At 64.3% G+C, this 16,484-nt stretch carries 15 protein-coding genes and 4 tRNA genes; 7 read left to right on the top strand and 12 right to left on the bottom strand.

The window, feature by feature from the left end; all coding sequences use genetic code 11:
- Positions 1-402: hypothetical protein (locus NS1_RS23655; protein ID WP_157125361.1), on the bottom strand; the 402-nt coding region annotated here is incomplete at its 3' end.
- A 373-nt stretch (positions 403-775) separates the two neighbouring features.
- Between NS1_RS23655 and NS1_RS23650 the strand changes: the two genes are divergently transcribed.
- Positions 776-1,729: a hypothetical protein gene (locus NS1_RS23650; RefSeq protein ID WP_255284661.1), complete on the top strand. Its 954-nt coding sequence runs from the start codon at positions 776-778 to the stop codon at positions 1,727-1,729.
- Here the strand turns inward: NS1_RS23650 and NS1_RS23645 are convergent.
- The 5 genes from NS1_RS23645 to NS1_RS23625 form a co-directional block, all read right to left on the bottom strand.
- Positions 1,695-2,888 (bottom strand): hypothetical protein, encoded by a 1,194-nt coding sequence (locus NS1_RS23645; protein ID WP_255284660.1) that lies wholly within the window; start codon positions 2,886-2,888, stop codon positions 1,695-1,697. The two genes, NS1_RS23650 and NS1_RS23645, sit on opposite strands and share 35 nt — an antisense overlap.
- Positions 2,889-2,940: 52 nt before the next feature.
- Complete coding sequence (gene mraY, locus NS1_RS23640) at positions 2,941-4,014, bottom strand: phospho-N-acetylmuramoyl-pentapeptide-transferase (protein WP_062987867.1); 1,074 nt, start codon at positions 4,012-4,014, stop codon at positions 2,941-2,943.
- 179 nt (positions 4,015-4,193) lie between these two features.
- Positions 4,194-4,268, bottom strand: a tRNA-Val gene (locus NS1_RS23635).
- A gap of 1 nt (position 4,269) precedes the next feature.
- Positions 4,270-4,340, bottom strand: a tRNA-Cys gene (locus NS1_RS23630).
- A gap of 40 nt (positions 4,341-4,380) precedes the next feature.
- Positions 4,381-4,452, bottom strand: a tRNA-Gly gene (locus NS1_RS23625).
- A gap of 416 nt (positions 4,453-4,868) precedes the next feature.
- Between NS1_RS23625 and NS1_RS23620 the strand changes: the two genes are divergently transcribed.
- Positions 4,869-4,940, top strand: a tRNA-Val gene (locus tag NS1_RS23620).
- Positions 4,941-5,133: 193 nt separating this feature from the next.
- On the opposite strand, the gene NS1_RS39255 is transcribed toward NS1_RS23620, so the two are convergent.
- Positions 5,134-5,331: an excisionase family DNA-binding protein gene (locus tag NS1_RS39255; RefSeq protein WP_084503944.1), complete on the bottom strand. Its 198-nt coding sequence runs from the start codon at positions 5,329-5,331 to the stop codon at positions 5,134-5,136.
- 1,098 nt (positions 5,332-6,429) lie between these two features.
- On the opposite strand from NS1_RS39255, the gene NS1_RS23610 reads away from it, so the two are divergent.
- The 5 genes from NS1_RS23610 (at position 6,430) to NS1_RS40210 (ending at position 11,522) form a co-directional block, all read left to right on the top strand.
- On the top strand, positions 6,430-6,852 hold the full coding sequence (locus NS1_RS23610; protein ID WP_062987863.1) for a hypothetical protein: 423 nt from the start codon (positions 6,430-6,432) through the stop codon (positions 6,850-6,852).
- An 829-nt stretch (positions 6,853-7,681) separates the two neighbouring features.
- On the top strand, positions 7,682-8,908 hold the full coding sequence (locus NS1_RS23605) for an ABC-three component system protein (RefSeq protein ID WP_062987861.1): 1,227 nt from the start codon (positions 7,682-7,684) through the stop codon (positions 8,906-8,908).
- Positions 8,895-9,377, top strand: coding sequence for a three component ABC system middle component (locus NS1_RS23600; protein WP_062987859.1), 483 nt, complete (start codon positions 8,895-8,897; stop codon positions 9,375-9,377). The genes NS1_RS23605 and NS1_RS23600 overlap by 14 nt, the downstream gene beginning before the upstream one ends.
- Positions 9,374-11,320 carry a DUF3732 domain-containing protein gene (locus tag NS1_RS23595; RefSeq protein WP_062987857.1) on the top strand — a complete coding sequence of 649 codons (1,947 nt, stop codon included), beginning with the start codon at positions 9,374-9,376 and terminating at the stop codon, positions 11,318-11,320. Before NS1_RS23600 ends, NS1_RS23595 begins: the two co-directional genes overlap by 4 nt.
- Before the next feature lie 34 nt (positions 11,321-11,354).
- Complete coding sequence (locus NS1_RS40210; protein WP_157125360.1) at positions 11,355-11,522, top strand: hypothetical protein; 168 nt, start codon at positions 11,355-11,357, stop codon at positions 11,520-11,522.
- Between the two features lie 105 nt (positions 11,523-11,627).
- On the opposite strand, the gene NS1_RS23590 is transcribed toward NS1_RS40210, so the two are convergent.
- From NS1_RS23590 to NS1_RS40915, 5 genes are all read right to left on the bottom strand, one after another.
- Complete coding sequence (locus NS1_RS23590; RefSeq protein WP_062987854.1) at positions 11,628-12,644, bottom strand: Abi family protein; 1,017 nt, start codon at positions 12,642-12,644, stop codon at positions 11,628-11,630.
- A gap of 82 nt (positions 12,645-12,726) precedes the next feature.
- Complete coding sequence (locus NS1_RS23585; protein ID WP_062987852.1) at positions 12,727-13,149, bottom strand: hypothetical protein; 423 nt, start codon at positions 13,147-13,149, stop codon at positions 12,727-12,729.
- A gap of 783 nt (positions 13,150-13,932) precedes the next feature.
- Positions 13,933-14,649 (bottom strand): MmyB family transcriptional regulator, encoded by a 717-nt coding sequence (locus NS1_RS39250; RefSeq protein ID WP_373864359.1) that lies wholly within the window; start codon positions 14,647-14,649, stop codon positions 13,933-13,935.
- Complete coding sequence (locus tag NS1_RS23570) at positions 14,543-15,301, bottom strand: class II glutamine amidotransferase (RefSeq protein WP_255284659.1); 759 nt, start codon at positions 15,299-15,301, stop codon at positions 14,543-14,545. Before NS1_RS23570 ends, NS1_RS39250 begins: the two co-directional genes overlap by 107 nt.
- Positions 15,289-16,484 (bottom strand): amidoligase family protein (locus NS1_RS40915; RefSeq protein ID WP_063816244.1); only part of this gene is annotated, 1,196 nt, incomplete at its 5' end. The genes NS1_RS23570 and NS1_RS40915, both read right to left, overlap by 13 nt.

Genomic DNA, 16,484 nt, shown 5'->3' with positions numbered 1-16,484 from the left:
CGAGCCGTCGTCATCGCGGTTCCGGTGCGGCGATAAGGGATCGGAGGGCCGCTGCTGGTCATCCAGTCCATCGGTGGCGCGTTCGGCGGCCTCCGCGGCTTCGCGGACCTCGCGGCGGCTGCGCGTGACCCGGGCCGGACGGCCCGCGTCGGGCTCACCGTCGTTGTCGAGGGCATCGAGGCGAGAACTCAGGCGTGAAATGTCCTGTGACGCACGGAATGCCCAGGATTCCAGGCGCCTGATCCGGATGTGGTCGGGCAGATCCTCGTCGACCGGGAAGGTGGGTACATCGAGCTGGACCCGCGCGGCGACGATATCGAGCTTGTCGCTGACCTCGCGCAGCGCCGTGGCGATGCTCGCCAGCATCGACCCGATGGATTCGTCGTGCTCAGCGTGGTTCATGCACACCCTACTTCCCGTGGTCGCCCGAGCGTGCCCGCCTCGGCCGCAGCGATCATATCCATCGGGGCGACAGCACGCGTTGTCGTCACTGCCTACGCGACGCGCCGAACTGATTCGCAATCAGGATGAAACGGACAGGCAACAGGCAGGTCTTTGTATCGAAATGATCAAGATCTAGGCGTCTTTGTGCGACGTTGGCACAATGAAATGGCTTGATATACAAGCAGAGTCGCGTTTGTGATATCTATCACCGGGCGGTGACGCACCCGAACGCGGGTCAAGGGGGCTGGCGCCTTTTCGGCGGCTGCGGGAACCTGTTGTCCAGGACGTGCGCGTGAGCCTACGACGGGTCCCTTGGTGAGGGAGTGATGATGTGAGGACGAAGCGGCTGAGCGAGACCCAGGTGGCGTGTGGACGACAGGCGCTGCTCGACGAACTTGGGATTTCCGAGGGCAGCCGCCGCGCCGTCACCGAGCGGACCGGGTATGGCTGTGGTTGCCCCGAATGTGCCGCGATGCAATGGAATACGCAGCGCCTCGAACACTGGATCTGTGGCAGGCTCACGGCGGCGGGCGCCGACGAGGCCGAGGTCGACGCGCGGATCGACGATATCCCCGTCGATATCTACTGGCGCCGAGGTGACCGGCGCTGCGTGGTCGAGGTGCACAGCGGCCCACTCGACATCACCGCGGCCCGCGCCCACCGGAAACGCTTGCAGGCGGCCGGAATAGACGATGTGCTGTGGGTATGCCCGCAGGGTTTCTGGGTGCCGCTGGTCCCCGCGGTCGGCATCGCCGACTTCGCGCCCGCGGCTGCCGACTACCGCGTCGACCAGGGCATGCTCGCCGTGGGCGAGACCGGTTTCGCCGCGCCGGCTCGCGGCAGCACGGAGCTGCGTGACTTTCTCGAAGGCTGGGTGTCCGGCGAAATCCACTGGGGACACGCAGATCTCACGACAGGAGGGTGGGCCGACGTGGGCACCTGGGAGCGGCACACCGCGGCACAGGCCGCGATGATCGAGCACCAGCGCACGGAGTTGCGTGATCAGCGGGTGGAGCTGGCGGTCTCACGCCAGGCCGTGCGCGACAAGCAGCGGCTGGTCGGCCGTCTGCACAACCGGATCGATCGGGCCGGGGTGAACGCCGACGCCGAAGCCATCACGATGGCCGGACTGCGCAGTGAACTCGTCGCCCAGCAGCGCGCCGCGGCGAGCCTGCGCGCGAGCATCGGCCGGATGGATCGCATGCTGAATCAGTGGCAGTGGCTCACCTGCTGCGCGATGCTGTTGGTCCTCACCGTGATGGTCGGCGCGATGGTGACGCGCTGAGCCGCATCGGCAACCGGTCCCACTGCCAGTCGTTGCGGAGCACGAGACCGGCCAGGTCGAGGAGATCGAGGCCGGTTTCCGCGCTGGCCGTGGCCAGCGCCTGGCGATCGTAGGGGCCCTGTTCGAGGTCGGTGGCCAGGCGTTGCTCGACCGACGCGTCGATCGTGCGGGCCTGCAGCTGGGGTGCGCCGAGCGCGCTGCCGGTCCAGGCGAGCCAGCCCCAGCCGTGCTCGTGCGCGTAGGCGCGGCCGAGTTCGCTCTGGATCCGATTGCGGTGGAAGGCTATGCGGCCCAACGGGACCACATCGACCAGGACGGTGCGGCCGTCGGTGAGCTGTGCGGCGACCGCCGGATAGTGAACCTGGTCCTCGCCGCCGAAGTGGTAGGTCAGCGCGGTCGGTTCTTCCTGGAACGCCGCCACCGACGGGTCGGCGTCGAGAGTTCGGAGCAGTCGGGCCGCCATCGCGGAGTCGTAGGCGACGTCGCGGCCTGCCTTCGCCAAATAGAACCGGCCCCGGTCGGCGTCGTCACCGTCGGCCACCCGCGCCGACTCGGTCGGCAGCGGCGCGGCGGGCCCGGTCGACCACTCGACGTCGGCCAGCAGTGCCCGCAGATCGTCGGCGCCTTCCTCGGGCACGTGCAGCTTGGCCAGGATGCTGGCAGTCTTCTTCTGCCAGCCCAGGATTCGCTGCATCACGTATCCGGCGACCCGCTTGGCGTCGCCCTGTTCGTGTCCGGCCAGCCGGAGCTTGAGATAGGACCACTCCATGGCCACCAGGTCGGTATCGGTCGCGTAGGTCTCGGCCAGCAGCATGCGCACCAGGCGCAGATCACCCGCCTCGACCGGGTAGCGGTGTGCGAACACCTTCGCCGACCGGTGTCCCGAGCGGGCGGCTTCGCGCACGATCCGCCCGATGGCTTTGGCGTAGAGCTGACGGACCCGGTCGCGGGCCAGGTCGTAGCGTGCGCCGATCCGGGTGAGGGTTTCCGGGCGCTGTCCACCGATCCCGAGACGCAACGCGACGATGCGCGCGTCGCGGGCCGCGCGTTCGGCGTGCTCGGCGAGGAGTTCGCCGACCAGCTCATCGAGCTCCTCCAGCTCGAACGAGACGTCGGCGGCGATATCGTGACCCGGTGGCACGACGATCTCGGCACTCACAGCGGCGACCTCCCTCGCTCGGTCGAGTCAGCGTAGCCGCAGGCCCCGACAACTAGAGCGAGGTCAGGTACTCGCTGTAGAACAGGCACAGTCCGGTCGCCGACGCGATCCCGGCCAGCACCCAGAACCGGATGATCACCGCGGTCTCGGGCCAATTGTTGAGTTCGAAGTGGTGATGGAACGGCGCCATCCGGAACAGTCGGGTGTGGGTCGTGCGGAACACCACGATCTGCAGCACCACCGACATGACCTCGGCGACGAACAGCGCCCCGATCACCACGGCGAGCAGCTCGGTGCGGCTGGTGATCGACAGCCCCGCGAGCAGGCCGCCAAGGCCGAGTGAACCGGTGTCGCCCATGAAGATCTTGGCCGGCGCCGCGTTCCACCAGAGGAATCCGATGCACGCGGCAGCACCCGCGGCACTGACCATCGCCAGGTCGAGCGGATCGCGCACGTTGTAGCAGCCGCGTCCGGGGCTGATCTCGCACGAGTTGTCGTACTGCCACAGGGTGATCACCACGTACGCGCCGAGCGTAAGGCTCATCGAACCCGCCGCCAGCCCGTCGAGCCCGTCGGTGATGTTCACCGCGTTCGACCACGCGACCACCAGCAACACGATGAACGCGACGAAGAACAGCGACGCGAAGGTGATGGTGGTGATATCGCGGACATAGGACAGATTGCGACCGGCGGGCGTCAGCCCCGTGGCGCCGGGAAAGCGCAGCACCAGCACGGCGAACACCACCGCGGCCCCGACCTGCCCGACGTACTTGCCTGCCGCGGTCAACCCGAGATTGCGGTGCTTTCGCAGCTTGATCGAGTCATCGAGGAAACCCACCACGCCCAGCGCCGACGCCAGCAGCAGCACCAGCACCCCCGACGCGCTCGGTCCCGGCGCGTCCCACAGCAACCCGATCAGGTGCGATCCCAGATACCCTGCCCAGACCCCCGCCCCGATCGCCAGCCCGCCCATCGTGGGCGTTCCGCGTTTGGCCTGATGACTGGCAGGCCCGTCGACGCGGATCTCCTGTCCGAACCCCCGCCGCGCGAAGACGCGGATCAACCCGGGCGTGAGCGTGATGGTGATGACCAGAGCGATCCCCGCCGACAACAGGATCTGCCTCACTCGATTGCCCCTTCGTGCCGCCGGTCCCGCACCGGACCCACCCGGCGATGCCGTGTGCCGATACTAGGGGAGCTCACTCTGAAACCGTGCCGAGAGTGATCTGGGTTACAGACTCGGCCAACTCGGTCGATAACGCAAACAAGTCAGGCCCCCTCGAAAGGGGGCCTGACTCGGTACGGTGGTGCGCGATACTGGGATTGAACCAGTGACCTCTTCCGTGTCAGGGAAGCGCTCTCCCGCTGAGCTAATCGCGCGAGGTGGAGACGGGAATCGAACCCGTGTGCACGGCTTTGCAGGCCGTTGCCTCACCACTCGGCCACTCCACCGTACAAAGGAGGATGGGGCTAGTGCCTTACCTACCTCTCGAGCGGATGACGAGATTCGAACTCGCGACCCTCACCTTGGCAAGGTGATGCGCTACCACTGCGCCACATCCGCATTTACTTCACACTTAGGGGAGCGGCTCGGCCTGGCGGCTTCGCTGCTCTCTGCGGTGCGATGAGAACATTAGCCGACGTTCGACGAAGACTACAAATCGCCTGGTAAACCAGCCTAAATGTGAATTACACGCATGTCGTCCACGTCCACCCGAGCCGCTCTCCACCCCATCGGCCCCGCGATGGTCACATCGTGAAACATAGATATTCGCATCTATTGATGATAACGAGCGGAGGGACCCGGCACGGACATCGATCGCCCGCTCGCGCATGCACGCGCGCGAGCGCGACGCACCGACTCCCGCAGCCCCACCTCGTCGAAACCCCGCTTCACAAGGCGATTTGGTGTCATCCCAGCCCTCCGTGCTAATGTTCCATCTCGTTCGAGCGGCTCGAAACCCGCCCGACACAGTGTTCGGTCCCATAGCTCAGCGGGAGAGCGTCCGCCTCACACGCGGAAGGTCGCTGGTTCGAAACCAGCTGGGACCACCCTAAAAGTGCAGGTCAGGGCCTTGTTGGTGACTGCTTGTACATTTCGTGCAATATACGTGCAATAGCGTTCGGTGCTAGAACGCTGAGGCGGGGCCGAATCCGGTCGCCAGGGACATTGGGAAGCCCCCCGAATGAGTGATTCCAGTCACAATAGCTCGTTCCGCTGTCTGATGCGTCACTGGCTGGCACTTCAGTTGATCGGCCACATCGCCGCGTCGATATCTTCGATCGCGATCCGGATCTGACCGCGGAATCTGTAGGCGGCAAGCGTGCCGTCAGCGATCATCCTTCGAATGGTGTCGGTACTGACGTCGGCTCGTTCGGCGGCAAATTTGATGGAGACATAGCGGCTCGGGTTCGGAGTCCGCTTGGCGCTACGCCGGGGCATGGCACGCTAACCCAACGTGGCCGCGAGTCTCATCGGGAACGTGGCATCCGCAGTGCTCGCAGAGAATCGTGTTGCCGCAACATCCGTGGTCCGGGTTCTCGATCACCGCGCCTGGGATGCATGGGTCGACCGGTAGTTCTGGTCTTTCGGCTGCCGCTGTGATGGAGGTTGAGGAGGCCCTCGAGAGGCGGCTGGCCGTCAGTTTCGATGACGAGAACGGTTCGTTGGTCGTGAATCGCGAAATATCCGGTGTGTACATCGGGCACCTATCGGTGTATGCCCGATCAATGACTCTTTCCTCCTCTAGGAAACCTGATATTGGAGGATTTCGCCAGCAACAGTTCGTAGACGGAGCGGAAGCAGGCGAGGCTGGACTCGACAACGAATTAGCCCACGCGAACCTTGCACAAGGGTCGCAGGTTTGAATCCTGTCAGACCGACAGTGAAACCCGCTCTGACCTGGGTCGAAGGGGGATTCGCCTTTTCGGAGATTTGACGTTTTCGGCCAAATCCCACAGGAGCCCCGCGTTTTTGAACCCCGCGGCCTGCCGAGAACGCGGTGCAGCGCACCCTCGTCAGGCATGCCGAGCCGCCGACAGAGTCGATCGATCTCGCTCCGCAGCTCGCCGGGCCTAGGTGTGCAAGGCCGTCATTAACACGGATCGGGTCTGAGGGGTTAGGTCCAGTCCGAGGGAACCGCTCCGGCCCGTGATCCGCCGCTGCGATCAACTACTTATTCCGTGCGGGTATGGGTCAGCTTCGGCCGACGGACAGATCGCGGAGTCAAGTGCTGCCGCGCAATAGTCACTCGCGACGGGCCCGCTAAGTCGGGCGGCCCATGGCGTTTGCGCTCCGCGGGGATACAGCCTGGTTCCCCCGGCGGACCTGATCATCAGGCGGTAGCCCTGGTCACGTGCAGGTGCGGACGCGCCGTTCGATCGTGGCTTTTACGCCGGATCGAGCACTTATCGCGGACGAAGCCTACTGCTATCCCAGTGTGCATGCCGAGATACGGGCACGCTGGCGGGTTCTGCTGATCGGAGCGCTTGGACCGGGTCGGTCGGGGTGGAACCTTGAGGTTGCGAGAGGGAAGGTGGAATGCTGCTTGTCATGCAGGAAAGCAGCTTTCGGAGCAATCGTGAGCCCTGGCAGCCTTGGTTCGACCTCCACCCGCCCAGCTTCGAGGACTTGGCTGCGGTCATCGCGGCCCTTGATGTCGTACTCACCGGGGCCGGGTTCGAGCATGGTCCTTTCGGATTCGATGAGCCGATCAGCGAGCTTGAGCCCCTGTACATGCGTGCGTCCTGGGCACGCGAACCACTTGCCGACGATCGGGACTATGTTCTCGATGGCGGAGGGATCGTAAGTGGGCTCGATGGTGCGTCGGTGTGGGGATCCGGGTTGATCCGTCTTGATGTAGATCGTCAGTCAATCGAGCTCACGTTTCGTGATACTCGGCCCGAGACATTGGCTGCGATGGTTGCCGCTCATATCCGCAGTGTGGACGCGCCCTTCCTCTGAGTCCGTCGGCTGGTCTACTGGCAGAGTGGATGACATGCGCTGTACGGAGGGTGGCGGCGTCGAGGGGTCGGGTATGGATTTTGAGACTGTTGCGGTTGGTCGTCCTGGCACGTGTTCGGGTGCATCAGTCGAATATCGAACGGCAACTTATCCTCTGCACCCGATGCGGCATCGCAGACGCCGGAACAGATAACTCGACCGTGACCGCCACCCGCCGACCCAGCGGCCGATGCGTCCACCATGATTCCCGCCACCGGAGCCATTACCGCTCGCCTCATGCCGATCTTTCTCACCGTTGGCCAGCGCCCCGGCCGCTGCCTGCGCCCCGCTGATCCGGCAAGCCTAGACACGGTCCGTGGCGCCACCGTTCCACCTGGCATCCGTCCGGCTTGGGCGCCCTGCGGGTGGGGCACTATACAGCGCCGCAGCGTTCAGCTCGGGTTATGACCGACCAACGTTAGTTTGTTGCGGGGGTCTGGTTTGGTTGAGGCGTCACCGCGCTCAGGCTTGTCGGTGGAGAGATCTCTCGCTGCCAGGCCACGTCCGAGGCCCGCCAGAGAACCGAACTGCGATAGCTCGATCTCTCGCATTCACCTTCGACGCTTCTCCTTCGCCAGAGCCAATTCGCCACGCTGCCAATAACATCCGGATTTCGCTATGAGGCTGGTCGTCTCACCCTGCTTTGTGGGCTGTCGACACAGTCGCTGCCGCAGTGGCGGGTGGCTGTCCGGCGCGGATGAGCGGAGGAGAGTTTGGGTATATGTGTTCACCCGCAATGCGCCCGTGAAATGATCACTGCATTCGCAGATCAGTGGGAGGCGGTGGGGGTATGACCAGCCCTGGGAATCCCTTCGAGGCGGCGGCGTCAGCGCTTGGCTATCTATACCAGCTTCGTGTAGCCCTTCGGCGGTGCGTGGAGCTGTCCAGGGGCGGGATCGAATGGAGTGTGGCGATTGAGGCGACAGACGATGTCCAGGTCGACATTGGGTCGCGCACCGAGCTGACCCAGCTGAAGAAGCGGGCAGACAACGTGAGGCTGACGGATCTGTCGTCGGACCTGTGGAAGACGATCAGGGTCTGGTGTCAGGCCGTCACCGAGAAACGCATAGACCTTGCCGAGACGAGCCTCTACCTGATCACCACCGCAGAGCTGCCTGACAACACCGTGGGGTCCTTCCTGCAACCCAAGGCCAGCGGGCAACGTGACGAGAAGGCCGCCGAAGCCCTCCTCATCGAAGCCCGGCAGTCGTCGAAGAGTGAGTCCCTCGCAAAGGCATTCCACGCATTCGACGTACTGGACCAGCCACGTCGGGCTGAACTCATCAGCCGCATCGAAGTCATTGGTGGTGCGCCGGGCATCGAAGAGATAAGGGCTGATCTGCTGGGCTACGCGAGTCTGGCGGTCGAACGGCGCTTCGCCGAGTCGTTTCTTCAGCGCTTAGAGGGCTGGTACTTCCAGCGGGCATGTGTCCAGATGAGTTGCCCGGGATCGGATCCCGTGACCGGCACCGAGTTCGACGAGCTCTTCATGGATCTGCGGAACCAGATTGGTGAGCGCAATCTGCCCATAGACCCTGACATCACCTCGCTAACGGCCGCGGATCCGGCCGCCGCCGGCGCCTCCGACAAGGTCTTCGTCCGTCAGCTGCGGTTGATCGACGTGGGCACGGAGCGGATCAATTACGCGGTGCGCGACTGGGTGAGGGCCTTCACCCAGCGCTCTCGCTGGGTGGACGAAAACCTGGTGCGTCTCGGAGAGATCCGCGACTATGAGCGCAGACTGGTGCAGGAGTGGGAATCACGGTTCGCAGAAATGCGCGAGGAGCTCGGTGAGGAGGCTACCGAGCAAGAGATGAAGCGCCACGCCAAACTGATCTACCGGTGGGTCGACCTCGAGGCCCGGATGCGCATCCGCCCCGGCTGTGAAGAGGTGTTCGTCACCAAAGGGTCCTACCAGATGCTCGCGGATGAGGAGCAGGTCGGTTGGCACCCGGACTTCAGTGCCCGCCTGGCGGCTTTACTCGAACCGACCGGAGCCACTGATGGCCGAGCTTGACCTCAGTCGGGAGGAGCGCGCCCTGTTCAACCCGGCCTTCACCGCACTGGTGTGCGTCCGTGCCGTGCAGGGCCACGAGACGAAGTACCAATCCGCCTGCCCGATTCCGGTCGCTGTGACCGCTGCGGTCATGGCTCTCCAGCCATCAATTCGAGCGTTGCTGCCCGCCACTACTCGATCAGGTCTGATGGGCTGGCTCGACGAAAACGAGTCTGTCCGCGTAGCAATGGGTTTCAACGCCGCCGGCCTCGCCACGGTCGTCCGTCCGGGGCTGCTGTTTGGTTTGCAAAGCGGTGTACTCAGGTTGCAGAGCTCCGGGCTGACAGTGCAGAGGCGGGCCGTGAAGGCCATCGGGGACGTGCCCGGGCAGTACACCGCGGTTCAGAAGTCTGCACAACAGCTCGGGCGCTGGCTGCCCAGCACCGGCAACACCAGTACAGTCCTGGCGCTCTTGGGAGTTAGACCATGACCTTTCAGATCCACGCCGTCACCGTCTACGGCAAGCAGCCCGGGCAGGTGCGGACGGTCCCTTTTCGGGTCGGTACCCTCAATATCGTCACGGGAGACTCCCGGCGCGGCAAAAGCGCGCTTCTGACGATCATCGACTATTGCCTGGCGAGCTCCGACTACCCCGTCAAAGCCGGCAAAGTCCGCCAGCATGTGGGCATTTATGCTGTCACCCTGGTCAAACCGGGAATGCAACTCTTTGTCGCTCGGCGCGCCCCCGACCGCGGAGCTGCGATCAGCACGGTGCTGTGCATCCTGACCCAGGCCCCTGGCACCCCGCCACCACCATTGGACGAGCTGTCCTTTACGACGCCTCTCGATGTCGCTAAGGATCTACTCAGCGGCTTCTCCGATATCGACCAGACGGTCAGGGTCCCCGCTGTTGGCCGCGCACAGACCATCGCACCTTCGATCCGCCATGCACTGTTCTTCTGTTTCCAGGCACAGAACGAGGTCGCCAACTCCGATTTGCTTTTCCACTCCCAAGGTGAGGAGTGGCGCTCGACCCACATCCGCGGTGTAGTGCCCTATTTCCTCGGCGCTGTCGACCCCGAACAGGCTGCCAGGCGCAACAGGTTGCGGCTGCTGCGCCGCGACCTCTCCGACCTTGAGACCAAACTCGCCCAGGCCCGCGACATGAGCCCGGCTTCCGGTCAAGCCCGAGCCCTGCTAGCCGAGGCAGTCGAGGCAGGTCTGATCCCATCTCGCAACAACGAGCCGACCGTTGAGGAAACCTCTCACCTACTTCGCCAGGTCCTCGAAAGCAGCATCCGGTTTACGGCCCGGCTGGACGACGGCGATCCGCTGGCCGAAGCGACCAGCGAGCGTGCCCAGTTGCGCCGTGCCGTCGGGCAGTCCCGCGCTCGCATCGCTGACCTCAAACGCGCACTCGAAGAGAACGACGACTTCGCCGGACAAGCACGTGAGCAGCGCACCCGTCTCACGTCCCTTGGGCTGATGCGGGTGGACCTGGACGCCTCCCAAGCTGCTCACTGCCCGGTATGCGACAGCCCGATCGCCTCGGCCAATGAGACGGTGGCCGCCATAATGCGCGATCTCGAAAGCCTCGACGGCGACCTCCAGGTCATCGGTAGTGACACACCGGCCCTGCAACGGCAGCTGGCGCAGGCGGAGGAACAACTACAGCAGCTGCGCGCGGCTCTTAATCGCAACCAGGATGAAATCAACGAGATCAGCGCCGGGATGCGCGCGCTGCAGCGGGAGTCGGACGATTGGCAGCAAGCCGCCCATGTGCGTGGCCGCATCAGTCTCTACCTTGACACCACTGCCCAACACGTCAGTGCTCCGCAGGTCGAGGACCGCCGCGACGAGTTCCAGCGGAAGATCGCCGAGCTGGAGCATCTCCTTAGTGACGACACTCAGGGTGATCGGCTCAATAGCTACTTGTCGGTGATCAGTCAGAACATACGCGCCAAGGCAGTTATGCTTGGGCTCGACCATTCGGATGGGCCTGTTCGACTCGATATCAACCGATTGACCATTGTCGCTGACACCACCGATGGCCCAGTTCGGCTCGCCGACATGGGGAGCGCGGAGAACCACCTGGGCTACCACGTCGCGACGCTTCTGAGCCTGCACGAGTGGTTCAGCGAGCACGGTAGCCCTGTCCCGCGGACATTGATCCTCGACCAGCCATCCCAGGTCTACTTCCCGCCCGACTACGGCAAGCCCACCCGTGACCTCACCCAGCTGCTGAAGATCTACCAGGCCATCATAGACACCACCCGGGCTCTCGACGGAGCCCTTCAGGTCATTGTCGTCGAACACGCCGACCTAGCGGATCCGCTCTTTCGTGACCACGTCATCGAACGCTGGCACTACAGCAACAATCAGGCCCTGGTACCTCAGGAGTGGATCACAGAACCGACCGACAACGACGAGTAACCACCCAGCGATCGTTCTGCACCGAGTGCCGAGCGTGAATCCCTCGCACCGCTGGTTCGCCGCGGCTGTGCTCTTCGGTGTCGCTGGCTTGAGTCCAGATGAAGAATCGACCATCGATGCGGTGGCCGTGCTGCCCGCGCGCTGGGAGCACTGGACGATCGTGGGTGTAAAAGGTGTCTTTCATCCTGCTCGCGCAGCATGATGGCCGGATGAAAATGGCTGAGAGAACCAGGCGTGGAAGAACGGCTCTTCTGCATGCCTAGAAGAAGAACGGCTCTGGGCAGATCACCCGGCACAGGGCCGACCGTCAGTCGGTGATATGCCGGCTCCAAAACCCGTCCTCGGCCCAACCCTGCGGGACGCCCATTCCGGACAGGTTCATCTGCGGGCGGGCACTGAGCAGCTCGTGGAGCCGGCGGGCCCAGCTGCTGCGCGGAGACACGGAGTCGAGCACCGACTGCAGGGACACGAGCACGGGATAGAGCCGCTTCCTCGATCGCTCCGGCAGCGCTCCCGCGCCCTCCAGCCAGGAGATGGTCGGCGTCGTCGGGATCGCCGGGTAGACGCCGAGGCCGACGTTCCACAGCCGTCCGTGGTGAGCGCAGATGTTGCGCACGCGCACGTAGGTCTGCAGCCAGGACTCAAGCACCGTTGTGGTCAGGCCGATGCTCGTTGCGACAGCCGTCCGGTCGGAGCGCAGCCGAAGGTTTTTGTACACGCTGCACAGCTGCCCGATGGTCAGCATCTCCACCATGAGCCAGGAGGGCGGCAGCTCGGGGGACCCGTAGGTCGTCAGGTAGTGCTCGAGCGCCGAGCGGTGGACCAGCGCGTCGAGCCCGGCGTCCGGCGTCCCGCGCAGCCTCTCGTCGCAACTCTCGCGGACGATCTTCAGCAGCCCGGCATGTTTGGGCGGCTTGTCGAAGTGCCTGGCGTCGGTGTACCAGTGCGAGTCGTCGTAGGTCGTCGACATGTGGTCCGTCAGCGCTGCGCGCACAGCGACCTCGACGCGCTCGAGGGCGTCCATGACCAGCAGCCGCAGGGCCCGGTCGAAGACATAGAGGTCGACCACGTCGTCGAACGACGTGCCGGAGCGGAAGACGTGGTCGGGTTGGCCCTGCTGGAAGGGGATCGTGTAGGGCGAGAGGCGGTAGTAGCCGATGTGGCGCAGGTACCGCCGCGCCCGCTCCTCCTCCGGGATGCCGAGGCCGCGGTCCGCCAGACGGCCCACGAGGTCTTCAGGGTTCAGCGGAGGCTTGTCGTAGTCGAGCGAGCCCCGCGGACGTGGCGGAGGCGGCGTCCAGGAGCGGCGCCGGGGTGGGGGCATGCGGTCTCCTGGCTGCCGGTGGCAAAAGAAAATCCCCCAAGTGCGCTTCTATGAGAGGCGTGGGGGATGTGGTGCAATCAGGTTAGCACGGAAGCCGTGTCCGGCGGAAGGAACCGCCGAAGACGATCAGTCCCGCTCGGCGCGCGTAGCTCTCACCTTGGACCCGCACCGAGTCGACGGCGCTGACCGGGGGCGTGCCTGCGGGGACGTCGTCGTAGCGGCTGATGGTCGCGCCGGCGCGGTTGAGGGAGATGAGGTGATCGCGATAGTGCTTCCACAGCTCTCGCACGGTGATCGAATCCGACGTGCGTCGTCGAACTCGAAACGGATCGGCAGCTGCGCTGAGAACGACATCGAGGGCGCGTTGGCCGGTGCGGTCGGGAAGCGCGCGGCCTTGGGAGTTGAGTTTGACCGGGGAGAAGCGGGTGACGTCTCGGCGCCGACCGGAGGTGTCGCTCACGTAGATTCGTGCCGACCAATGGCCTGGAGCGATCTCGGTGAGCATCGGTTTGAGGGGAACCCCGAGAGGCCGCGGCGGTCTACGGCGCCTTATCGTCGTGCTCCTGTGATCAGTCGTTCAGGTCCGCCAAGGCGGTTTCGAGTGCGTCGATGTCCCAACGGAATTCCTTTCCAACTCGGATTGGTTTGGGCAGCCACGTGTGCTTGCCTGGTTGGCGGGCCCAGCGCCGCAGCACTTCGGGATGGATGCCGATGTGGGCGGCTGCAGATCTGGTGTTGACCCATCGGCGAAGCGGCGGTGGTGGTGGGGTCGAGTCTTCATCGCGCACTGGCGTGCCTCCGGTCGTGGTCGACGTGGATCACGGGTGCGCAGTGCTGAACGCCACGCGTCTGAGGAGGGCGGCAATCGCCGAGAAAATTGCGATTCTTCTTGTGGGGTCGATGGCGACCGCAGCGTGTCGAATTGTGTCGACGTGGCGCGGCAGTGCTCAAGTCAGAGCATCGGGAAGGAGGGCTGCTGGATCTGAAATTCCACAGAAAATAGGCGGAGATGGCTCGCGACGGCAGCGCTGAAGAATCCTCGCGCCTTGGGAGCGGGATAGCAGTCATATGAAATTGCATCGGGCACCTTTCGGCCCGATCAGTGGCTCTTTCCCATATACAGGAAAACACAAATTCGGCGATGTTCGCCACCAGTTTTCTGCTGGCACCGAGAAATTGGTGGCGATACAGGCACAGTACGACAAGCCTTCGGCCTGTGAGTGGTCACAAAGCTCCGACCGGCGCAAGCAGATCTGTCGTCACTGCGCCGGCCGGATGTCCTTGTTAGCTAGACGAGTTCAGGTCCGGAGTATTCCTCCGGTGTGGCCGTGAGGAGCTGGACATGGTGAGCAAGCATGCCGTCGGTCAGCGCCAGCTGGTAGGAGACCGGTCTGTGGTTGGCGTCGTAGGCGTGCAACGGGCACTGCGAGTCACGCCCACGGGTGACGTTCACGCTGGCTGCCCACAGTCGCCGAGCATCGCTGATCGGGGCCAAGGCGGAAACTAGCTCTTTTGCCTGCGCTGAACTCCGGTGCCTGCCCAGGGCTGATTTCAGCATCGCGACCGTCAATGAACCCTCCCCTTCGGGGTCGACGATCACGGCTTTGCTGTGATCGCTGAACATCCATATCGACGTCGAGCCGATGTCTTGGATGCCGGGAAAGGCTGTGGTGAGCAAGGCGTTGTGCGCCAACAGGTTCCCAAAGGGATCGACGAAGGCGGCTGGGATGGCGCGGACTTGGAGCCGCTCGAGGTTGAGCCTTAGGGACTTCTCGGCCCGGACATAGCTGCGCAAAGCGTCGGGTGGTGCGAGCATGATCGCGGGCCCTGCGAGCTCACGCAGGTGGGAGGCCATCGCCTTGTTCAGGCGCCATCCGCTGATGATCCCTTCGAGAGCGTCAGGGGGCGGCTTGGACTCGCCGCGCTCGAAACGTCCCAGATGGACGGCGCTGAAGTTGACCGCTGTGGCGGCTTGGTTCTGGGTGAGTCCGAGATCGTCTCGAATCCACGCGATGGTGGTGCCGAGGTCTGGGATCGAGACCTGTGGTCGTTTGGGGGCACGTCGGCGTTGGCGTCCCTTGTGGGGCCGTGCAATTCGTTCGTTCAATTTTCTTGGAGTACCAGGACCCGTCGCGCCAGTGCCCGCGCTGCTCGTTGAAGATGTAGGCGGGGTGCTTGAAGGCCGGATCGACAGTGAGGATCACGGCTTTGTCGGTGTCGAGCCAGCGTTCGAACCGGGTACGCCCGGTCCAGGAATCCAACGACCCGAACGGCAACCGCGGCAGGAAATCCTCGGCCGCGATCCGAGTATCGGAGCGATCGTCACCGGGGAGCGGGTGGACATGCTCGGGCAAGATCCCGTTATGGGCCAGCACACTTCGCTTGTCGCCACCGATCGCGAAGGGGTGACAGTTCGCGGTGGTCTGTTTGCCGTGGGTGGCGAAGCGGGAGTGAAACAACGCAGGCCCGTCCGGGAACAGCATGCGGGCCTGGGCGAATTCGGTGATCGTGGTGTTGGGATCGAGCCCGTGCCCGATGACGAGCCGGTTCCTGGCGTGGACGGCCCACCCGTGCCCGTGCGGGTTGGCCTCGGCCCCGGCTGCGAGGGCGTCGTAGTCAGCGACGATGCTGGGCTTGATGAAGGTCAGGATGCACATGCGAGGTCCTCCTGGTTTCCGGTGGACACACCCGATCCGGTCGCGCCGAGTGCGGTCAGCTCCGCGGTCAGCGCCGCGTATTCCGGTCGTGTGGCGACCCATGCGGTGAATGTGGTCCAGTCCCATCCCTGGTTTCGGGTGATGTCGTGGGCGCGCAGGGTGCGGGTGTATTCCACGGAGGCGTGGGCGAAACCGAGGGCGGCCTGGACTTGTTGGCGCTGCAGAGAGCTGGCGAAGATCCGCAGCTCGAAGGTATGCAGGGGCCGGGTGTTGATGGCGTGATAGCGCCCCCACCCGCGGCCGCCGTGCGCGAGCTCTCTTGCTTTTTCGCGGATGTCGGGATGAAAGCCCGCCCATTGCGAATCTCGCCGCCGCGCGAGCGTGCTGACGTCGTCTTCATTGCGGTAGACGAGTTTGAGCCAGCGGTAGATGTGGGCGGGTGAGTCGAAACCGGCCCGGGACAGGTGGACGTGGATGCCGACCTCGTCGTCGGTGTAGCAGCCCAGCACCCGCAACCGTGTCAGCACCGACCACGGAAACTCGGTGATCGCGTAGTCGAAACTCATCGGATGGGTGACCAGCTCGAATCCGCAGCTGATCGAGCCGTCGTGCTTGAGGTAGGCCAAACGTCCGAGCTGGTCGTTGGCGGTCTCGACCGAGTCGTCGAAACCGTGTGGTGTGGTGCGGAGTTCGAGCTCGAGGCCCAGGAACAGCGGGCCATTGCCGTGGAAGATCGGGCGCGGGGTGTACTCGGAGTCGTGGACCAGTGCATGGTCGGGTCGGTAGCAGTCGTCGCAGTAGTCGTCGCGGCCGCGGATGAGGGTTTCGCACCGGTCGCATTCGCGGTAGTCCTGGCGGCAGTCCGCGCAGACGTCGCGTTCGTCGTTGATCGAGACGGGTTCGGCGACCGCGAAGTTGCAGTCGTCGCAGGTGGAATAGGCTTCCGCGCAGGACTCGCAGACATCGCCACCGGAGAGGATCGCGATGTTGTAGCGGGTGTAGCGCATGCAGTCGTCGCAGACACTGAACGCCGATCGGCAACCGGCACACCGGTAGTCGTCATCAGTGGTCAACGCGGTGTTCTGGGCGGGCAGATCACAGCCCGCGCACAGCTCGAGATCGGTAACGCAACCCGAGCAGAACCGTTCGTGTTCCGCGGTCTCGACCAACTCCGAGAGCGGGT

The sequence above is a fragment of the Nocardia salmonicida NBRC 13393 genome (genome assembly GCF_001613085.1).
In the GTDB taxonomy this organism is placed as follows: Bacteria; Actinomycetota; Actinomycetes; order Mycobacteriales; family Mycobacteriaceae; genus Nocardia; species Nocardia salmonicida.
The sequence above is the reverse complement of the archived record's forward strand: the minus strand, read 5'-3'. Positions and strand labels throughout refer to the sequence as shown.